At 48.1% G+C, this 20,314-nt stretch carries 14 protein-coding genes; 12 read left to right on the plus strand and 2 right to left on the minus strand.

The window, feature by feature from the left end; all coding sequences use genetic code 11:
• The first annotated feature begins 5 nt into the window (after window positions 1-5).
• The 6 genes from thiE (at window position 6) to ASG33_RS05275 (ending at window position 6,205) form a co-directional block, all read left to right on the plus strand.
• The gene (gene thiE / locus ASG33_RS05250; RefSeq protein ID WP_056281094.1) at window positions 6-665 is read left to right on the plus strand and encodes a thiamine phosphate synthase; all 660 of its coding nucleotides are present in this window, start codon (window positions 6-8) and stop codon (window positions 663-665) included.
• Between the two features lie 28 nt (window positions 666-693).
• Window positions 694-1,512 carry a bifunctional hydroxymethylpyrimidine kinase/phosphomethylpyrimidine kinase gene (thiD, locus tag ASG33_RS05255; RefSeq protein WP_056281096.1) on the plus strand — a complete coding sequence of 273 codons (819 nt, stop codon included), beginning with the start codon at window positions 694-696 and terminating at the stop codon, window positions 1,510-1,512.
• On the plus strand, window positions 1,509-2,153 hold the full coding sequence (gene tenA, locus ASG33_RS05260) for a thiaminase II (protein WP_229238559.1): 645 nt from the start codon (window positions 1,509-1,511) through the stop codon (window positions 2,151-2,153). Before thiD ends, tenA begins: the two co-directional genes overlap by 4 nt.
• Window positions 2,154-2,303: 150 nt before the next feature.
• Window positions 2,304-4,619: a TonB-dependent receptor gene (locus ASG33_RS05265; RefSeq protein WP_056283304.1), complete on the plus strand. Its 2,316-nt coding sequence runs from the start codon at window positions 2,304-2,306 to the stop codon at window positions 4,617-4,619.
• An 86-nt stretch (window positions 4,620-4,705) separates the two neighbouring features.
• The gene (locus ASG33_RS05270) at window positions 4,706-5,206 is read left to right on the plus strand and encodes a pyridoxamine 5'-phosphate oxidase family protein (protein ID WP_056281098.1); all 501 of its coding nucleotides are present in this window, start codon (window positions 4,706-4,708) and stop codon (window positions 5,204-5,206) included.
• Window positions 5,207-5,290: 84 nt separating this feature from the next.
• Window positions 5,291-6,205 carry an LEA type 2 family protein gene (locus ASG33_RS05275; RefSeq protein WP_056281100.1) on the plus strand — a complete coding sequence of 305 codons (915 nt, stop codon included), beginning with the start codon at window positions 5,291-5,293 and terminating at the stop codon, window positions 6,203-6,205.
• A 6-nt stretch (window positions 6,206-6,211) separates the two neighbouring features.
• On the opposite strand, the gene ASG33_RS05280 is transcribed toward ASG33_RS05275, so the two are convergent.
• Window positions 6,212-8,158, minus strand: a complete 1,947-nt coding sequence (locus ASG33_RS05280; protein ID WP_056281103.1) for a glycoside hydrolase family 127 protein — start codon at window positions 8,156-8,158, stop codon at window positions 6,212-6,214.
• A 116-nt stretch (window positions 8,159-8,274) separates the two neighbouring features.
• The gene (locus ASG33_RS05285) at window positions 8,275-9,642 is read right to left on the minus strand and encodes a sigma-54 dependent transcriptional regulator (RefSeq protein WP_056281105.1); all 1,368 of its coding nucleotides are present in this window, start codon (window positions 9,640-9,642) and stop codon (window positions 8,275-8,277) included.
• A 392-nt stretch (window positions 9,643-10,034) separates the two neighbouring features.
• On the opposite strand from ASG33_RS05285, the gene ASG33_RS05290 reads away from it, so the two are divergent.
• From ASG33_RS05290 to ASG33_RS05315, 6 genes are all read left to right on the plus strand, one after another.
• Window positions 10,035-11,282: an efflux RND transporter periplasmic adaptor subunit gene (locus ASG33_RS05290; RefSeq protein ID WP_056281107.1), complete on the plus strand. Its 1,248-nt coding sequence runs from the start codon at window positions 10,035-10,037 to the stop codon at window positions 11,280-11,282.
• Between the two features lie 120 nt (window positions 11,283-11,402).
• Window positions 11,403-12,080, plus strand: coding sequence for an ABC transporter ATP-binding protein (locus ASG33_RS05295; protein WP_031525984.1), 678 nt, complete (start codon window positions 11,403-11,405; stop codon window positions 12,078-12,080).
• Window positions 12,081-12,251: 171 nt separating this feature from the next.
• Entirely contained in the window at window positions 12,252-12,848 is a 597-nt protein-coding gene (locus tag ASG33_RS05300) for a hypothetical protein (protein WP_056281109.1), read from the plus strand.
• Between the two features lie 12 nt (window positions 12,849-12,860).
• Window positions 12,861-15,290 carry an ABC transporter permease gene (locus tag ASG33_RS05305; RefSeq protein WP_056281111.1) on the plus strand — a complete coding sequence of 810 codons (2,430 nt, stop codon included), beginning with the start codon at window positions 12,861-12,863 and terminating at the stop codon, window positions 15,288-15,290.
• Between the two features lie 130 nt (window positions 15,291-15,420).
• Window positions 15,421-17,781 carry an ABC transporter permease gene (locus ASG33_RS05310; RefSeq protein ID WP_056281112.1) on the plus strand — a complete coding sequence of 787 codons (2,361 nt, stop codon included), beginning with the start codon at window positions 15,421-15,423 and terminating at the stop codon, window positions 17,779-17,781.
• Window positions 17,782-17,902: 121 nt separating this feature from the next.
• Window positions 17,903-20,293, plus strand: a complete 2,391-nt coding sequence (locus ASG33_RS05315; protein ID WP_056281114.1) for an ABC transporter permease — start codon at window positions 17,903-17,905, stop codon at window positions 20,291-20,293.
• Window positions 20,294-20,314 lie beyond the last annotated feature (21 nt).

Raw genomic sequence — 20,314 nt, forward strand, 5'->3', positions numbered from 1 at the left:
AAACAATGAATGCACCTGAAGAAAACGTACAGCTTTACCTGGTCACAGACGAGGCCGCCTGTATGGGACGCGATTTGTACTGGGTAGTGGAAGAAGCGGTACAAGGCGGAGTTACAATGGTGCAGCTGCGGGAGAAAACGCTCTCCACGCGTGCCTTTATTGAACGTGCCAAAAGGTTGAAGGAAGTTTTACAGCCCTATAATGTACCGCTGATTATTAATGATCGGGTAGATGTTGCCCTTGCAGCCGACGCAGACGGCGTGCACGTGGGACAAAGTGATATGCCTTACGAAATCCTGAATCAAATGCTGCCCGCCAGCAAGATCATCGGGCTTTCGGTTGAAAGTGAAGCCGATTTGATGGAGGCAGCGCAATGGGATGTGTCATACCTCGGGTTAAGCCCGCTGTATGCAACTCCAACAAAAACGGATACAAAAAATCCCTGGGGAATAGAGGGTCTGCGCCGGGCAGTTACGCAGACCAAGCACTCGCTGATTGCGATCGGCGGAATCAACTTTATGAATGCAGAGGAGGTGATCCGGAATGGTGCCGGCGGGATTGCCGTAGTATCCGCGATCTGCAGCGCGACTTCCCCTTACGAGGCAGCATTTCGGCTCAAATCGATCATTCTGAATACCAAAGCCGGCACACCTGAACAAACCTGACGATACCTACCAAATCCACAACCACCAAATGACCCGATACCCCACAGTTCTCACCATTGCCGGCTCCGATAGCGGAGGTGGCGCAGGAATCCAGGCCGACCTGAAAACCATTGCTGCATTAGGCGCCTACGGCGCATCGGCGATCACTGCGCTCACTGCCCAGAATACCATGGGTGTAAGATCGATCCACGCAGTACCGCCTGCCTTTCTGAAAGAACAGATTGAAGCGGTGTTCGACGATATTGCTGTTGATGCGGTGAAGATCGGGATGGTCAATACCATTGAAGTGGCGCAGGTAATTGCTGAAATGCTGGAAAGGTACAAGCCAGGGTTTGTGGTTTTTGATCCTGTGATGGTCTCAACGAGCGGTTCCAGGCTGATCCGCGACGAAACGGTAGCTGTGCTCTGGGAGGTACTATTTCCGCTTGTCCATTTAATTACGCCTAACCTCGACGAAGCACGTATCCTGATTTCTGAAAAAATCGATTCTGTTGAAGCAATGAAAATGGCCGCGGAAGAAATGGTGCGCAGAGGTTGTAACGCCGTGCTCCTCAAAGGCGGACATCTTGTGGCACCTGTTTTGTCAGACATTTTTGCCCGGAAAGATCAGGATACCCTTATTCTCGAAAGCAGCTATATCGACAGCCGGAATGTGCACGGGACAGGCTGTACATTGTCTTCGGCGATTGCCGCGTTTGTTGCAGCCGGCAACTCGGTACCGGAGTCAATCATTTTCGCAAAGGAGTACATTTCCGGAGCAATCGCGGCGGGTAAGGACGTAACCACAGGCCATGGACCCGGTCCGCTTAACCATTCTTTTTCTCCCATTCCCATGCAGTTGATATGATCCGGTTTACAGACCTGCTCTGGCAGAACGCACTACCTGTTTACGAACAAATTCAGGCACATCTATTTAACCAGGAACTGAAAGCGGGGACTTTGCCGCTGGATAAGTTCAAATATTACATTTACCAGGATTCACTCTACCTCGCCGATTTTGCCAGGGCGCTCGCCGCCACAGGCGTGAAAGCAGGCAATAGCCACGAGCTGCTGGACTTTCTGGAATTTGCACAAAACGCGATCCTCGTCGAACGTGCGCTTCATGTCAGCTATTTCAATGAATACGCGATCGATTACCAGAGCGGAAAAGGGCCGGGCTGTTTTGCCTATACCAACTACCTCCTGGCGACCAGCGCATTTGAACCTTACGAAGTATCAGTAGCTGCGTTGCTGCCTTGTTTCTGGATATATAAAAAGGTCGGTGACTACATTTACGCCAATCAAACCACACCGAATCCTTACCAGAACTGGATCAATGCATACGCCGGCGAAGACTTCGCGCACTCGGTCCAGAAAGCACTCAACATCTGCAACCAACTGGCCGAAAACGCCTCAGAACAAACCCGCAAGAAAATGATGGAAGCATATCTCACAGCAACACGGATGGAGTTGGAGTTTTGGGAGAGTGCTTATGGGGGTGGCTTTTAGGTGTATTGGGGGAGGAAGGAGGAAGGGGAGGATGGAGAAAGGCTTCCCTTTCCTCCCTTTCCTCCTTCCTCCCTTTCCTCCACTAAATCATTTCCCCCAAAAAAAATAGGGTAACGCTTAGCCTGGTTGTCAATGCTGAAACAACCAGCTATGAAAAAATATATCTTCACGATGATTGCCGCTGCTTTTGGGGCGGGGGCTTTTGCGCAGCAGCTTGCGCAGACTGTCAAGGGACGCGTTCTTGACACTGAATCACAGCAGCCTGTTATAGGTGCCAATGTGATTATCACCTCACTTAATCCCGTACAAGGTGCAGCCACCGACGCAGAGGGCAACTTCCGGATTGAGCATGTGCCGGTGGGGAGGCACGCATTCAGAATTACTTCTGTGGGGTATGATGATGCTTTTTTGCAGGAAATAGGAGTAGGGTCCGGGAAGGAAGTGGAGCTGAATATCAGGCTCACAGAATCTTTCCGCGCATTGGACGAGGTGGTGGTAAAGGCTCAAAAGGAGACCGGTGCTCCATTGAACGATATGGTGAGTGTAAGCGGAAGGTCGTTTACAGTTGATCAGACTAAAAGATTTGCTGCTTCCGTCAACGATCCGGCGCGAATGGCGCTGTCTTTTGCGGGCGTGTCCACCACCGACGACGGAGGCAACCTGATTATCATCCGCGGTAACAGTCCCAAAGGTTTGTTGTGGAGAATGGAAGGGGTTGAAATTCCGAACCCCAATCACTTCGCTTCCGAAGGTACCTCGGGCGGCGGCGTAAGTGCATTGAGCGCGAATGTGCTGGGTAACTCCGAGTTCCTAACTGGTGCATTCCCTGCTGAATATGGCAATGCAACGTCCGGGGTTTTTGACCTCAAACTCAGGAAAGGTAACAACGAAAAGCGCGAGTATGCATTGCAGGCGGGTGTACTCGGCCTTGATTTTGCTGCCGAAGGTCCGATCGGGGCAAAAGGAGGTGCATCTTATCTTGCCAACTACCGGTATTCAACGCTGTCTATCCTGAGCAAGTTGGGGGTCACGATGGGCGATGCCGTCAATGATTTTCAGGATGGGGCATTCAAGGTATACCTGCCTTACGATGAAAAAGCCGTGGTTTCGGTCTGGGGAATGGGGGGTATCAGTACTTCTACGGTTAATAATGACGATATCAAAGAAAAGTTTACCTCCAACCGCGGCATGCTGGGGGTGAATTACCTGCGGTATCTAAACAGCCGGTCTTACATGGAAACCATTGTATCCTACGCGGCTACCAGGCAGACCGGCGATTTTCTGGATAAGGAAAGTCAGGACGTTTATCAGCAGAACTTTATCAATCAGACCCTGCGCGTGTCTTCCTTATTCAATGCAAAGCTGAATTCTCGGAATACGCTCAGAATCGGTGCGATCATCAACCATCTGGACTTCAACCTTTTTGACCAAAATAATGAAGACGGACCTTTTGTAAAGAACCTGGACCAGAAAGGAAATACGCAATTGTTCCAGGCTTATGCACAGCTGAAATCAAGGTTATCACCCAATGTGACTTTGAATGCAGGCTTGCATGGTATGTTACTGGGACTGAACAACCAGTACGCTATCGAGCCGAGACTTGGGATGAAATGGGCGGTTGCGCCCCGGTCCACAATTAGTTTAGGCGCGGGGCTGCATAGCCGGACAGAGTCCATTTCCACTTATTTTGCGCAGGTAAAAGCGATCGACGGACAGAGTAACCTGGTGAATAAAAACTTGAAACTCATGAAATCGGCGCATTTCGTTGCGGGTTACGAATTCAGGCCGTCGGCAGGCTGGCGCGTGCTCGCGGAGACTTACTACCAGCACCACTACCACATTCCGATCGGGCCGCCTAATACCAACTCCCCATTTCTTTTACATAACTCCATGCTCAATGAGATAGACGGGTTCGTAAATGATTCGCTGGTAAGTGCCGGAAAGGGCAGGAGCTACGGGCTGGAAGTGACGGTCGAGAAATCTTTGACAGCCGGCATTTACCTGATGAGTACTACTTCCCTTTATCAATCCAAATACACCGGACGCGACGGCATTGAGCGCAGCAGCCGTTTTAACGGACAGTTTGTTCAAAACCTGCTCGCAGGAAAAGAGTGGAAAGTGGGTAAAAACAAAACCAACATTTTCGCAGCAAACATCAAGCTGCTGGCTGCCGGTGGAAATATGACCACGCCGGTTGATCTTGAAAAGTCAAGAAAAGAAGGTCGCACCGAGCGTGATTGGTCGCGGAGTTACTCCGAGCATCTGCCCCATTATTTCAGGACCGACCTGCGCGTGAGCTATACTAAAAATAAAAGGCGCACAGCTTCCACCATTTCGCTTGATTTACAGAATGTAAGCAACCGGTTAAATGCATTTGACAGGTATTATGATAAAAAGGAAGACCGTGTGAAGCTGATTACACAGGTAGGTTTGATTCCGGTGCTCAACTACCGCCTCGAATTCTAGTAAAAGAGTCAGCGGCTTCCCATGCAATGGAACGGTTGTTTTAGTTTTTTGTAAAAAATGATTTTGATAGACAAACTAAAACAATCATGGAAAAGGATTTTGAAAATAAGGATGCAATAAAAAAGCTGAAATCACTGGCCGAGGATATCCGGTTTTGTATGTACACCACTTATAAAAACGATCGGATTGACTCCCGTCCGATGACCACGCAGCAAATTGACGAGCAGGGAAACGTATGGTTTTTTACAAACCGCAATTCTGAACTCGGGGATACATCCAACCATGGAGAAGGCGTCACGCTGATTTATGCCGACCCTAAAAACAACACTTACCTGAGCATTTCAGGGAATGCAGAGCTGGTCAACGACGAGCAGAAAAAAGATGAACTCTGGAATGTCATGTCAAAAGCATGGTTCCCGGAAGGAAAAGAGGATCCGGATCTGGTATTGCTCCGGGTGATCACGGAGGAAGCTGCCTATTGGGATGCAACATCTTCGAAAATGGTCGTATTCTTCTCGATGCTGAAAGCGGCACTTACAGGAACAACGCCCGAAGGCGGCGACCACGGAAAGCTGAATCTGGCTTAATACCATATATCTTTCAAAAAGAAGTGCTGACTGGCGTTAAGCCGGCCAGCATTTCTTGTTATCTATAAGCAACCTCAAACACCCATGAAAAACAACAAAATCCTCGTCTATATCCTTGTTTTTGCACTCTTGATCGCTGCCGGCTGGGCTGGCTGGCATTTTTACAAAAAGGAAAATGAAAATCCGGTTTCCGGTTTGAAGCCGCGGGTTGAGATGGGGATCGGGCACATTTCCAATATTACGGACAGTACGATTGACCTTTCATTGCAATTGCTGGTACACAATCCCTTGCCCGTCGAGCTGGACATGAAGGGTTTCGAGTATTTTGTTGAAATGAATGGGGTCAAGATTATTGAAAACGAATACTCCAAGCCCTTACTGATCAAATCCCGGGACAGTACTATGGTAATGCTGCCTTCCCAGCTGAAAATCAAAGCGCTCAAACAGGAAGGTAACTCGGAAGCAAAGCGCGGCGAAGACAGCGCCGACTATCATTTTGAAGGTACTTTTGCATTGAACAAGCCATTTTTGGGTAAAGATTCAGTTACACTTTCGAAGGATAAGAGACTGCCTCTTTATCGCCTGCCCAAAGTGGAAATTGTCGATTTTGACATTACCAAATTCCGCCTCGGGAACTCAGATGTGACGCTGCAATTGAAGTTTTCAAATCAAAATCCCTTTCCCGTTCAGTTTGAAGATCCTTCCTATGTAGTTAGTCTGGGAAGTCAGGAGCGACTGGCTGAGGGTAGCGTAAAAGGAGCGACCAAGATCAAGGGAAAAAGCAGCGAGATCTATCAGATCCCGCTTTCGGTTGATATGGGTAAGTTTTTGAAAGCAGTAGGGCAGGTGATTACAAAAGGTAAGTCAATCCCTTTTACACTTTATTTTAAAAGCAAGCTGGTGTCCGATAACGAGATTTTCAAGAAAAGTGACGTGAATGTAGTCGTTGACGGAACCTTGAAGGATATTGAAACCGTAAAGAAAAACTTGTCCAAATAGCAAGAGCTATTTGGACGCGGTAAACCAGACGGTCATTTCATTCGCGCCGCGGTTGGCCCAGGCGTAATAGGGGATCAGCGTTACATTGTCCTGCGACTTCAACACATTCAGTCCGCCCAGCATATCCTCCCGGAACTCGGGAGTAAATGCCTGGTCGGGCTTGATTTGCAGAGAAAGTGCTTTGCCATTGTTATCGTGGCCTTCTGCACAATACAGTACCGGTCCGCGCTCAATAGCGACTTTGCCCTGATTTGATTTAATATTTTCATTGGATACCACTTGTCGCACAGGCATATCCATCGTTACCTCTATCACATCACCTTTTTTCCAGGTTCTGTCGAGTCTTACATAACCGTTTACAGCAGCAGCTTCGCTCTTTTTACCATTAATCAAAATGCTGACAGGCTGCTTTGCAGGTGAAGTGTAGGTATATAAGTTACCCGGAATCGCCTGTCCGGTTGCCCAGCCCGGAATGCGTACCGAAATCGGGAATGCGGCTGCTTTTTCGGGAGATACCGTAATTTTTACTTTTCCTTCCCAGGGATAATTCGTTTCCTGCACCAGCTTTACGGCAGCTCCATTTACGGAGAGCGTAGCGTCATTCCCCGCGAAGAGATTTACAAAAACCTCATTGTTCTTCACAGCATATATGTAACCCGGCATAGACGGGAGAAAGCGGGATACATTGCTCGGGCAGCAGGCAGTGCCAAACCATTCGCTCCGGATCGCCGCGGTACCTTTGCCAAAATCGTTTTTTCCATTGGATGACATCGGATTGACGTAGAAGAACTCATTGCCTTTGACCGATATCCCACCCAGAAATCCATTGTAGAGCACACGTTCGAATACGTCCATGTACTTGCTGTCACCCGAGTTAAGGTACATTTTGTGGTTCCATAGCATATTGGCAATTGCCGCGCAGGTTTCCTGGTAAGCATTGTCGTTGGGAAGCACATAAGCTTTGTCAAATGCTTCGCCATCCTCGCGCGCCCCCACGCCGCCGGTGATATACTGCTTTTTAAAAGTAGCATCTTCCCAGATCGTATCGAGCGCTTTGCTATACGCAGGCTCATTCTCGACCATCAACATATCCGCCACGGCTGCATACAGGTACTGCGCGCGCACCGCGTGGCCCACAGCTTCGCGCTGCCTTACAAATGGTACCTGGTCCTGAAAATAGGAGGGGCCGAGCTTGTGTTCGTCCAGAAACAATGTGCGCTTATCTGAGCGGCCGCGCATTGCGATGAAAAATTTGGAGAGTTCGAGGTATTCTTTTTTGCCGGTCGCGTGGTACAGGCGGATCAGTGCAGTTTCCGTTTCCTCGTGGCCAGGGACTACAACCAGCTGTCCGGGTTTTGGGCCAATGGTTTTGACAAGGTGATCAGCATTTTTAGTAGCAACATTCAGCAGGTTTTTCTTGCCGGTAGCCTGGTAGTGTGCAACAGCCGCTTCATAAAGGTGCCCCACATTGTAGAGTTCGTGGCTGCCATTTTCAAAAGAATAACGGTATGGTCCCGCGATCCAGTCGTAAGAGCCCGTCGTGTCTTTGTTGATTGTACGTATAGTGTACAAATAACCATCAGGCTCCTGAGCAGCTGCGAACAGCGTGATCAGACTGTCGAGATAATGGTCTAGTTTGGGATCGTATTTGTTTTGTAAAACGTAGGAAGCTCCCTCCACCACTTTAAAAACGTCGGAGTCGTCGAACCTGGCGCCCCTGAATTTTCCCTTCTTCAAGCCGCCTGCAACTGCAAAATTGTCAAACCGGCCTGATTCTTCGCATTGGTGTAATGCATGCGGGATTGTGGTATTCCGCGCTGTTTCCAGCCTTTCATGCCAGAAGCCGGTCGTTGTTTTTACATTTTTAAGAGGGACCGGTTTGAGCTGGGTAGTTTGGGCAAAAATGGATATGGATAAAAAAGATAATAGGACCGTCGAGAAGTATTTCGTCATTTTTGGTGGTTTTGAAGGTAGTTTTCTTCGTGGATTCATTTACCAATTCTGTAAATAAACATACCAGCAATGGCACGAAACTGCTCTGTTGCTTCCTTCAAACCCGTCTGACCAACTTACAATCCGTACTTCTCCATTCTCCGGTACAATGCGGCGCGGCTGAGGCCAAGCTCGCGGGCAGCATCGGTAATATTTCCATTGAAACGCTTCATTGCTTTCACGATCATCGTCTTCTCCATGTCTTCGAGATCGAAGCCGGTAGCGGTTGTGGGTTGTCCGGCTGAGCTTTTCAGGAAGAGATCGTCGGGCTGTAATGTTTTTTCCTGCGACAAAATCACCGCCCGCTCAACTGCATGCTGCAACTCGCGGATGTTACCGGGCCAGTTGTACTGCTGCATTTTCTTGATCAATGCACTGCTGATATCGTTAACTGGCCGGTTGTACTTTTTAGCGTATAATTTGAGGTAATAGTCAGCTAATGCGCTGATATCTTCCGGACGTTCGCGCAATGGAGGAAGGTCCAGCTCAATGGTATTGATCCTGTAAAGCAAATCCTGACGGAATGTCTTTTCAGTAACCATTTTTTCGATATTCATATTGGTAGCGCATATCAGGCGCACATCCAGCGTAATGGGCTTGTTGGAACCCACGCGCGTCACCCGCCTTTCCTGGATTACAGTCAGCAGCTTCGCTTGCAGGGGTAAGGTAAGGTTACCTATTTCATCCAGGAATATAGTCCCTCCTTTTGCCTCTTCAAATCTTCCTGCCCTGTCCTCCTTCGCATCAGTAAACGCGCCTTTCACGTGACCGAAGAGCTCGCTTTCAAAAAGAGGTTCACTTAATGCACCGAGGTCAACTGCTACAAAAGGTTTGTCTGCCCGCTTGGAATGCTGGTGAATATGCTTGGCAAGCTGGGTTTTACCAGTTCCGTTTTCACCGAGAATTAACACGTTTGCATCCGTTCCGGCCACTCGTTCCGAGGTGCTCAGCAGCTGGCGCATGATTTCGCTGGTCGCTACAATGTTATCTGACGATGATTTTGCCTTCTTGGGATCTTCCTTGGATTTTTCTTCCTGAACAACAGCGGGCTTGTCTTTCCCGCCTTCGAGTGCCACGGCGATCGTCGCGAGCAGCTTATCGTTTTCCCATGGTTTGAGCACAAAATCAATTGCGCCGGACTTGATCGCGCGTATCGCCATTTCAATGTCGCCGTAAGCAGTGATCATGATCACCTTCGCTGCCGGGTTGATATCAAGTATCCTGTCGAGCCAGTGAAAACCTTCGCGGCCACTGTTCACGTCACGCGTGAAGTTCATATCCAGCAGGATGAGGTTATAGTCCCCGTTGGTAACCAGGAACGGCAGTTTCTGCGGATTTTTTTCGATGTCTACTGCTTTTGCGTGGCGTTTTAGCAAAAGTTTGGCGGCACTGAGTACGTCCACATCATCGTCAATGATCAGGATTTTGGCTTCGGAGAGTTGCATGGCTGTGCTAATTGCCGTCGACTTAAGTCGACGGTTATGGATTAGTTTGCAGTTGCTTTTGGCAACTGATTGTTATTGTGCGGTAAGTTAGTTGATACAATTTAGAATTCTATTTCCCGGCTTGCCAAAAACTCAGTATTTTGAGCCTTAACACTAAAAAACAGGCTTGTCCGCAGCCGAACAAAAATGTCCGATAACGAACATTGGAAGTACTTCATTGATATGTAACCGACTTGAAATTGAGCGTGTTATCCTTATTTCCCTTCTTTGGCACAGCGATTGGATAATCTAGGGAAAACTATCACGGCGAATTTTCAATAACACATATAATGGAAGTCAGGACACCTAACTCAACAAGCACGAGCAACAACGGTTTTTCCGGAGGATCATCAATGGACAAAATTAAACCAAAGAAATTCTGGACTACCCAGCGGATCGGTATCATTGCCGGGAGCACATTGCTGGTCGCTTTTCTGGTTTACCAGTTTTTCTTCGCAGACAAGCGGAGCAAGCTGAATGTAGAACAGGACAAGCTTACTGTATCAACCGTGAAGACCGGGCGTTTCGACGAGTTTATCGTGGTTACCGGTGTGGTTCAACCACTCAAAACCATTCAGCTGGATGCAATTGTGGGCGGATATGTTACCGAGAAGCTGATCGAAGGCGGTAACATGGTCAAGCAGGGAGATATCTTGTTGAGATTGGAAAATCAAAACCTGAAACTGAGCTTCCTGCAATCTGAAACGGAGGCAAGCCGACTGGTTAACGATCTTCAAAATACGCGTCAGAGCTTGAAAATTGCGCGGTTTAATCTTCAAAAGACATTAAGTGACCTGGATTTCCAATTGGACCAGGCCAAAGATGCGCATGACCGGAATGTCAAATTATATAAGGATAAGGTAATCCCGGAGGCTGATTTTCTCAAAACAAAAAGAGAGTATGAGAAGCTGGTGCGTCAGCGCGAGATTGAGATAGAATCGCAGAAATACCAGGAGGAAAATGCGCGGATGACGATTAATCAGCTGGAAGGTACCCTTGCAAATACGCAGAAAAACGTGAGCCTGTGGCGCCAGACATTGGATAACCTGGTTGTGAAAGCGCCGGTGTCGGGTTTGCTTTCTTCCATGAACGTGGAAGTGGGTTCCAACATCAACCAGGGCCAGAATATCGGTCAGATTGATGATTTGAATGGATTTAAAATGCGTGTCAGTGTGGATGAGCATTACATTTCGCGGATTTTCGCAGGGTTGCAGGGTTCAATGGAGTTCAATGGGAAAGATTATGGTTTGAAGATCATTAAAATCTATCCTGAGGTACTCAGCGGCCGGTTTGAGGTGGATATGCAATTTGATAAGGGAGCGCCAGAGCTGATCAAGAGAGGACAGTCGGCACCGATACGCCTGCAACTGGGCCAGCCTTCGCAAGCAACATTGCTGCCAGTAGGAGGGTTCTTCTCTGAAACAGGAGGTAACTGGGTATATGTAGTAAGCGAAGACGGCAAAAGAGCAGCCAAACGCAGCATTACCCTGGGCCGCAAAAACCCTGAGTATTTCGAAGTACTGGAAGGATTAAAACCAGGCGAAAAAGTAATCACAAGTTCCTACGAGAACTTCGGGGATAATGAGGTGTTGGAATTTTAAAGGATACTTCGGCCGTCGGCTTTCGGCGGTCGGCCTTTTTGAGACTCTATTAGTAAATAATCAAATTAACAACAACCCTGGCCGACAGCCGACTGCTGAAAGCCGATAGCCAAGAAACCAATGATCAAAATCACCAACCTGCACAAGGTCTTCTCTACAGAGGAAGTTGAAACTACTGCGCTTAATGGCATTGACATGGATGTGAAAGATGGCGAGTTTGTCGCTATCATGGGTCCGTCCGGATGTGGAAAATCCACTTTGCTGAACATCCTGGGTTTGCTTGACAACCCGAGCGAAGGCTCTTACGAGTTCTACGGCACGGAAGTAGCAAAAATGTCAGAACGTCAGCGTGCGCAGATCCGCAAGGGGAATATCGGTTTCGTATTCCAGAGCTTCAACCTGATCGACGAACTGACAGTTTATGAAAACGTGGAGCTTCCATTGCTGTACCTCAAAACACCTCCTGCCGAGCGCAAGGAAAAAGTAGAGGCCGCACTGACCCGCATGAACATGATGCACCGCCGTAACCACTTCCCGCAACAGCTTTCGGGAGGTCAGCAGCAGCGTACTGCCATCGCCCGCGCCGTGGTAGCAACACCCAAGACCATACTTGCCGATGAGCCGACAGGTAACCTCGACTCCAAGAACGGGGAAGAAGTAATGAACCTGCTCAGCCAGCTGAATGCATCGGGAACCACGATATTAATGGTAACCCACTCGCCTTACGACGCAGGTTTCGCCCACCGGATCGTGAATTTGTTCGACGGCAAGATCGTGACGGAGAAGGTGCATGTATAGGTTGTCGGCTATCAGCTATCAGCTTTGTTTACTACAGTCGAGTAGAAGTCGTCAATTCTCTTTTTTCGACTGCCGACTGCCGACTGCCGACTGCCGACTGCCGACTGCCGACTGCCGACTGCCGACTGCCGACTGCCGACTGCCGACTTTCCATATTTAGCCAAATTAACCATGAAAAGAATCCTGACCATTTTGCTGGCTTGTTCCGGCACATTTGCTCTGGCTCAGAAAAAATGCCATTTGAGCAGAAGTATTGACGACGACGGCAAAACAATGTCGATCCGGGTTACCGGGACGATTGATGGTCGGGAAATTAATTTCTCCCGTTCTTTTGATGTGGCCGAACTGAGCCGCGACGAAAGAACGGAGTTGCGGGATGAAGTAATGGAATCAATAGCAAGCGGTGAACTGGATGTTCCTGAACCGCCTCAGCCTGTGGAAGCTCCTGCACCAGTACCGCCTGTCCCTGCCTTACCAGAGGAGCCGGTTGTTTATTCATCAATTCAACCGGAGCCTGAATTCTCCCGGTCCCGCGATCCGCACAGGAAAGCTTTTGACGGCCTGGAATCGACTGGATACCGGAAGCATGTAAAGTACAATCCGCAAACCGGCGAGCTGTTTTTGCAGTACCATTTCAAGAAAAACGAGGAAGAGTTCGTCTTTGAGAAAACCGTGAATGCGGAGGATAAATCAGAGTCGGAACGCCAGCGTATTATCGACAACTTCGAACGCGAAATCGAATTACCTGGCAAGGGAATGGACATGTAAACCGCCAAGATTATGCTTCAAAATTACCTCAAAATAGCCTGGCGGAATCTCCAAAAGCATAAGTTCTATTCATCCCTGAACATTTTCGGGCTCTCGCTCGGTCTGGCCAGCTGCCTTCTGATCACATTGTACGTGATCGATGAACTGAGCTACGATAAATCATTTGATGCTGCTGACCGGATTTACAGGGTAAATTCGGATATCCGCTTTGGTGGTGCAGATATGACGCTGGCCGTCGCACCGGATCCGCTTGCATTTACATTGCTCAAAGATTATCCGCAGCTGGAATCAGTTGCGAGGCTGCGGGACGACGGAAGCTTTCTTGTACGCCGCAAAAACGCGACGGAGAGTCTGAAAGAGGATGTTGTATGTTATGCTGATTCCACCTTTTTCGACGTATTCTCAATCCCTCTCATTGCAGGCGATCGTAAACGTGTACTCAGGGAACCTTTAACAATGGTGATCTCCGAGCGCGTTGCGCAAAAGTACTTCGGTTCGGAAAACCCGGTCGGGCAAATTCTGGTGCTTGATAACAATCTTACCTATACTGTTACCGGTGTGATGAAAAACATTCCGGAACATTCGCATTTGTCAGCGCTGAACATGCTGATGGCTATGAGTGCTTATCCCGAGAGTAGAGAGGACAACTGGGGTAGTCACAACTTTGTGACTTATCTCAAATTGCGGGAAGGAGTGAAAGCGGCTCAGTTCGAAAAGAATTTCGATACCATTCTTGAAAAATATACGAGTAGCTGGTTAAAGCAGGTGATGGGCGCTACGCTGGGCGAGATGCGGAAGTCAGGGAGTAGTATCAAATACAGCCTCATGCTGCTGACGGACATTCACCTGCGCTCGGATCGTAAAGCTGAGATCAGTGCGAATGGTAACATTCAGTATGTGTACATTTTCGGTATAGTTGCAATTTTCCTTTTGGCAATCGCGTGTGTCAACTTTATGAACCTGGCAACGGCACGTTCGTCAAACCGGGCCAAGGAAGTAGGCGTGAGAAAAGCGCTGGGCTCAAAGCGTTCATTTTTGATGAGCCAGTTTTTGACAGAGGCCATTTTACTCAGCCTTTTATCCCTGGTACTGGCACTGGTTCTTGCCTATGCCGCATTGCCATTTTTCAATAATCTGGCCAATAAGCACATCAGTTTTCCATTCGAGAGCTTATTATTCTGGATTGTGGCCGTATCAACGGCGGTAGTAGTAGGAGTATTGGCGGGGAGTTATCCGGCTTTTTTCCTGTCCGCATTTACACCTTTGAAAGTGCTGCGCGGCGCAATTGAGCAGAACGGCAAGGGAGGCTATCTCCGCAATGCGCTGGTAGTATTCCAGTTTGTAGTATCCGTAATGCTGATTATCGGCACGGGCGTTATTTACAATCAGCTGAACTACATTCAGACCAAAAAACTCGGTTATGATAAGGAGCAGGTCCTTATTATCAAAAATACGTATGCACTTGACAAAAAAGCCCGTGCATTCAAGGAAGAAGTGGCTCAGCTGCCGAATATTCAAAGTGCCACACTCACCAGCTTTTTACCAACTCCCTCAGCCCGTACCGACAACACCTTCTTTCCCGAAGGCGAAATGCAGCAGGAAAAAGGGATCAGCATGCAGCGCTGGACAGTTGATCATGATTATATCAAAACACTTGACCTGAAAATGAAATCAGGTCGGGCTTTTCAACGGGATTTCCCAAGCGATTCTTCCGGTATTATTATCAATGAAGCAGCTGCCAAGATTCTCGGCTATGCAGATCCGGTAGGAAAGCGGATATACGATTTGGTCATGGATTCGGCCGGGACGCGCCGAACGTATACTGTGTTGGGTGTAGTAAAAGATTTCCATTACGAGTCGCTGCGGAAAAACATCGGCGCGTTAAGTATGATCCTGGCACCAAGTAACGGGCTTGTAGTTGTAAGAATCAAAGCAGCCAACTATACACAGACTGTCGACCGGATTGAAGCATTATGGAAGCAAATGGCTCCTGGGCAACCCTTCAACTTTGGTTTCATGGATGAGGATTTTGATCAGGAATACCGCAGCGAGCAGCGTGTAGGCCAGATATTCATCACCTTTGCGGTAATCTCCATCATCATAGGCTGCCTGGGATTATTTGGTTTGTCTGCCTACACAGCCGAAAGACGGACCAAGGAGATTGGTGTCCGCAAGGTACTGGGCGCAAGTGTGCCGAATATCATTGCTCTTTTATCCAAAGATTTCCTTAAACTGGTACTCCTCTCGATCCTGATCGGAAGTCCGGTTGCCTGGTACGCAATGAACAGCTGGCTGAAAGATTTCGCTTACCATATCGACATATCCTGGTGGATGTTCGCCGCCGCAGGCGCATTGGCCATCGTTATCGCATTACTTACAGTGAGTTTTCAAAGTATCAAAGCCGCATTGATGAATCCGGTGAGGTCGTTGAAATCTGAATAGCGGAGGAAAGGGAGGAAAGGGAAGAAAAGGAGGAAGGGGCATTGTCAGACTGACAATACAAGTTAAATTTTTCATCCTCCATCCTCCTTTCCTCCATCCTCCCCAACATCACTAACAATCCCGAAATCCCATGCTAAAAAACTACCTGAAAATCGCCTGGCGGAACTTGTGGAAGAACAAGACTTTCAGCCTGATCAACATTCTCGGACTTGCGCTGGGAATGGGTTGCAGCCTTTTGATTATGCTTTGGGTTCAGGATGAAGTGAAAATGGACCGGTTTCATGCGAACGATGCGCGGCTGTTTTCTGTCATGGAAAACCAGTTTTACTCTGGTACCATCAGCACGTTTTCGGCTACTCCCGGTGTGCTTGCAGAAGCGATCGTGAAGGATATACCCGAGATCGAAATGGCGAGCCAGGTACTTTGGCAAGAAGAGCCGGTTATCATGGTAAAAGATGTTTTTGATAATGAAAAAGGAAGATATGTTCAGGGTGATTTTCTGAATATGTTCTCTTTTGAACTCGCGCAAGGTGATAAGGCGACTGCATTAAAACGGCCCGACGGTGTGGTTATCTCCAAAAAGCTGGCTGATAAGTATTTCAAAGGCCAGGACCCGATGGGGAAGACAATTCGGGTGGATAATAAAGATGATGTGATCGTAACGGGTGTTTTGAAAGAACTCCCTGCTTACACTTCCATGAAGTTTGACTTCCTGATGAGCTACGACCGCTGGTTGAAGCAAAATAAATGGGCAAATGAATGGGGGAATAATGGTCCGCGCTGCGTGGTGTTGCTGGCTAAGAATGCGGATCCGGAGCGGGTAAATGCGAAGATCAGAAACTATATTAAAACCAAGAACAAGGATAGTAATGTAGAGTTGTTTTTGATCAATTACGGGAAATCGTACCTGTATTCTAACTGGGAGTCGGGCAGGCAGAACGGCGGCCGGATCGAGTATGTGCGGATGTTCACGATCGTGGCCATATTCATTCTCGTTATTGCCTGCATTAATTTCATGAACCTCGCTACTGCCCGTTCAGTAAAGCGGGCCAAAGAAGTGGGACTGCGGAAGGTAGTGGGCGCTTACCGCACGAGCCTGGTGGGGCAGTTTATGGGTGAGTCTATCCTGATCACCTTCATCTCGCTGCTCTTTGCATTACTAATTGTTTTGCTGCTGATCCCTGCTTTCAATAATCTGACAGAGAAAAAACTCTCAGTCGATTTTCTGAATCCGTTCCTGTGGGTACTCCTGTTTGCGCTGACGATCATTACGGGCATTGTTGCAGGTAGTTATCCTGCCATTTTTATGTCGTCGCTCAATCCGGTTACCATTCTCAAAGGCGCATTGAAGTTTAAGCCGAGCGCTACTTATTTCCGTCAGGGACTGGTAGTGTTCCAGTTTGGCTTGTCCATTCTTCTGATCCTGGCAATGATCGTGATCTACCGGCAAATAGAATATATACAAACGAAAAACCTTGGTTTTGCAAGGGAAAACCTGTTGTATATACCTGATATAGAGAAAGGAATGGAGAAGAATTTCACTTCATTCAAGCAGGCGCTGGAAAACGAGCCCGGGATCAAATCAGTTACAAATGCACAGTCGAGCCTGCTGGATATCGGAAGTTCGACCATGGGTGTATCGTGGCCGGGCAAAGACACGACGCAGCAGCTGCTCTTCAGTGTAGATCCTGCGGGTTATGATTTTGTAAAAACAATGGGCATTCAGTTGCTCGGTGGCCGCGATTTCAGCCGTGACTATGGTACCGATTCACTCAATTACCTGATCAACGAGGCGGCAGCGGCGAAAATGGGTTATAAGGATCCGGTTGGAAAAGAACTGACGATGTGGGGGAAAAAGGGGGTAATCATTGGTCTGATGAAAAACTTCCATATGGGCTCGTTACACGTTCCGATACAGCCCCTCATCGTCAATTTGCAGCCTGCAAAATCGGTTTGGGGTGTTGCATTGATCAGAACAGAAGCGGGACAAACAGATCTGGCGATCAAAAATATCGAAAAGCTGTTCAAGCGGTATAATCCGGGGCTGCCTTTCAAATACCAGTTCGCCGACGAAGAATTTGGCAATCAATACAAAGCTGAAAATGTGGTCAGCAAACTTTCCAACTACTTTGCATTCCTGGCCATTTTCATTTCCTGTCTGGGTTTATTCGGACTGGCTGCATTCACTGCCGAGCAGCGCACAAAGGAGATTGGAGTGCGTAAGGTGCTGGGAGCGAGTGTCAGTAATCTGGTCGGAATGCTGTCCGCTGACTTTATCAAACTTGTAGGGATAGCCGCATTGATCGCATTCCCGATCGCCTGGTATTTCATGCAATCCTGGCTGGAAAAGTATGCCTACCGCATTGATCTTGAATGGTGGTACTTCCTGGTCGCAGGGATCGCAGCATTAATCATAGCACTGTTAACAGTCAGTTTTCAAGCTATCAAAGCCGCGTTAATGAATCCGGTGAAGTCGTTGAAGAGTGAATGAAAAAGGAGGAAGGAGAAGAAAGGGAGGAAGGATTTTGACAACTCTTTTTGCATCTCCATCCTCCTTTTCCTCCATCTTCCCCTTCCTCCTTCCTCCCTTTCCTCCCTTTTTTCAAAAAACTATGCTCAAAAATCAACTCAAAATCGCGTTCCGGAATCTGTATAGTTCCAGGCTGTTTACTTCACTTAATATCATCGGACTTACCGGTGGAATGGTGGCGGGTGTTTTTATTTTGTTGTGGGTCCAGAATGAGCTGAGCTTTGACAGCTACCATAAAAAGTCGGACAGGATCAGCCGCATTATCACACACCTGACGCTGAGCAAGGAAGAAACCTGGCATTGGGCTACCACGCCGCTGCCGCTGGCCGAGCAGATCAAAACACTTCCCGAAATTGAAATGGTGACCCGCGAAAACTATGTCGGGAACCTGCCGATCAGGGTAGGGGAGCGGAAGATCAGCGGACAAAATGCAGCTTACGTCGATACCAACTGGTTTGAGGTTTTTGATTACGAATTCATAGCAGGCTCACCGGCTACATTCAAATCGGCTGTAAGGAATATTGCCATGACCGAGGCAAAAGCCGAAGAGCTTTTCGGACAGACGGACGTAGTAGGCAAAACAGTCCGCATTGACTCGCTTGATTATGCAGTTGCGGCGGTTTACAAGAATAATCCCGCCAATTCGAGTTTGCAGCTCGATTATATGCTCCCGATGTCTGCCTATCTGGCTGATGACGCGGTACTCAAAAACAGCAATAACTGGAACAACTTCAACTTTCAGACATTCATTGTCCTGAAAAACAAGCCAGACCTCAAAAAGCTCAGCAAGAAGCTGACGGGTATTATTTCTCTTGCAAAAAGAGACGATAGCGGAAAGCCTTCCACGAACACTGCACTGGAAGCAGAAATGCTGACTGATGTTCATTTTAACAATGAAATCCAGCACGCAAATACTACCAATGGCGACCGCAGGACGATTTACATTTTCTTTGGGCTGGGTGTTGTAATTATCCTGGTGGCGTGCATTAACTATGTGAACCTTACCACCGCACGCGCCAGTGTGAGGTCCAAGGAAGTTGGCGTGAAGAAGTTGCTGGGAGCAAGGCACGCGCACCTTTTTGGCCAGTTTATGACGGAGTCGGTGGTTACCTGCGTGACAGCCTTGCTCTTGTCTGTGCTGTTTATTTATCTGCTGCTCCCCGTTTTCAATTCAGTTACGTCGAAAACATTCACGCTTTCTTTTACCAATCCGGCAATCTGGATGATTTTGCTGGGTACCACCTTGCTGGCCATTGTTCTGACAGGCGTTTATCCTTCCATTTTGCTTTCATCATTCAAGCCTTTCGACACGCTCCGCGGTACCAATGTACTTGGGTCAAGCAGTACAGCTTTCCGCAAAGGATTGGTGGTAGTACAGTTTACAGTCGCCATTGTTTTTCTGATCGCGATGCTGATTGTGAGGCAGCAAATGGATTTTATCCGGAACAAAGAGCTCGGCTACGACCGTGCGCATACGTTTTCATTCAGTCTGCCGTGGGGCATGAAATCCAAAGTTGATGCGGAGACTGTCAAGGCAAAGCTGCTGGGCGAGTCCAGCATTGCTGACGTGACAATCGCCAGCCAGAGCATTGTGCAGATCAATAGCAGCACGTCGGGTTCTTATGACTGGGACGGCCGCCCGAAGGATTTTTCTCCTACTGTAGCACAGATTGTGGTGGAGGAGAATTTCCAAAAGATGTTCGGCCTGAAAATGGCGGAAGGCCGCTGGTTTGAGGCGAACCGCGTAACGGATCAGGGGAATGTCATATTAAATGAGACCGCTGTTAAGAAATTCAATTTCAAAGAACCTGTTATCGGCAAGCGATTCGACTTTCAAGGTAACAAAGGAGTGATCATTGGAATAGTAAAGGATTTTCATTTCAAAAGTTTGCGCGACAAGATTGAGCCGCTGGTGCTTTTCAAAAGCAAAGGCTGGCAATCTGCCCTTTACGTAAAAGCACAGCCCGGCAAAGATGCCGAGGCAATCAGGGCGGCAAACCGGATCTGGGACGAATTTGTACCGGATTATGCAATGAAATACACTTTTTTGGATGAATCTTACGATATGCTTTACAAGAATGAGCAGCGTACTGCAACGCTTTTCAACACATTTACAATCACTGCACTGCTAATTTCCTGCCTGGGATTATTCGGTCTGGCCACATTTACAGCAGAGCGGCGCATTAAAGAGATAGGTATCAGAAAAGTGCTTGGTGCGTCGGTTGCCTCATTGGTTTCTTTGTTATCGGCAGACTTTGTCGTGCTGGTATTACTGTCCGTCGCGGTCGCCTCGCCAATCGGGTACTACGCCATGGACAAATGGTTGCAGGGATTTCAATACCGCATTGAGATCAGCTGGATTGTATTTGCCGTGGCGGGAGCTGCATCAATCATCATTGCATTGCTGACGATCAGCTACCAGAGTGTGAGGGCCGCATTGATGAATCCGGTAAAAAGTTTACGCAGTGAATAGGGAATAAGAAAAAACAGGAGG

This window comes from Dyadobacter sp. Leaf189 (assembly GCF_001424405.1).
In the GTDB taxonomy this organism is placed as follows: Bacteria; Bacteroidota; Bacteroidia; order Cytophagales; family Spirosomataceae; genus Dyadobacter.

What these genes read in the sequence shown, in the direction of transcription:
- ASG33_RS05280 (WP_056281103.1), bottom strand. Translation starts at nt 8,158, where the DNA reads ATGACGAAATACTTCTCGACGGTCCTATTATCTTTTTTATCCATATCC.
- ASG33_RS05275 (WP_056281100.1), top strand. Translation starts at nt 5,291, where the DNA reads ATGAAAAACAACAAAATCCTCGTCTATATCCTTGTTTTTGCACTCTTG.
- ASG33_RS05265 (WP_056283304.1), top strand. Translation starts at nt 2,304, where the DNA reads ATGAAAAAATATATCTTCACGATGATTGCCGCTGCTTTTGGGGCGGGG.
- ASG33_RS05305 (WP_056281111.1), top strand. Translation starts at nt 12,861, where the DNA reads ATGCTTCAAAATTACCTCAAAATAGCCTGGCGGAATCTCCAAAAGCAT.
- thiD (WP_056281096.1), top strand. Translation starts at nt 694, where the DNA reads ATGACCCGATACCCCACAGTTCTCACCATTGCCGGCTCCGATAGCGGA.
- tenA (WP_229238559.1), top strand. Translation starts at nt 1,509, where the DNA reads ATGATCCGGTTTACAGACCTGCTCTGGCAGAACGCACTACCTGTTTAC.
- ASG33_RS05270 (WP_056281098.1), top strand. Translation starts at nt 4,706, where the DNA reads ATGGAAAAGGATTTTGAAAATAAGGATGCAATAAAAAAGCTGAAATCA.
- ASG33_RS05300 (WP_056281109.1), top strand. Translation starts at nt 12,252, where the DNA reads ATGAAAAGAATCCTGACCATTTTGCTGGCTTGTTCCGGCACATTTGCT.
- ASG33_RS05285 (WP_056281105.1), bottom strand. Translation starts at nt 9,642, where the DNA reads ATGCAACTCTCCGAAGCCAAAATCCTGATCATTGACGATGATGTGGAC.
- thiE (WP_056281094.1), top strand. Translation starts at nt 6, where the DNA reads ATGAATGCACCTGAAGAAAACGTACAGCTTTACCTGGTCACAGACGAG.
- ASG33_RS05315 (WP_056281114.1), top strand. Translation starts at nt 17,903, where the DNA reads ATGCTCAAAAATCAACTCAAAATCGCGTTCCGGAATCTGTATAGTTCC.
- ASG33_RS05295 (WP_031525984.1), top strand. Translation starts at nt 11,403, where the DNA reads ATGATCAAAATCACCAACCTGCACAAGGTCTTCTCTACAGAGGAAGTT.
- ASG33_RS05310 (WP_056281112.1), top strand. Translation starts at nt 15,421, where the DNA reads ATGCTAAAAAACTACCTGAAAATCGCCTGGCGGAACTTGTGGAAGAAC.
- ASG33_RS05290 (WP_056281107.1), top strand. Translation starts at nt 10,035, where the DNA reads ATGGACAAAATTAAACCAAAGAAATTCTGGACTACCCAGCGGATCGGT.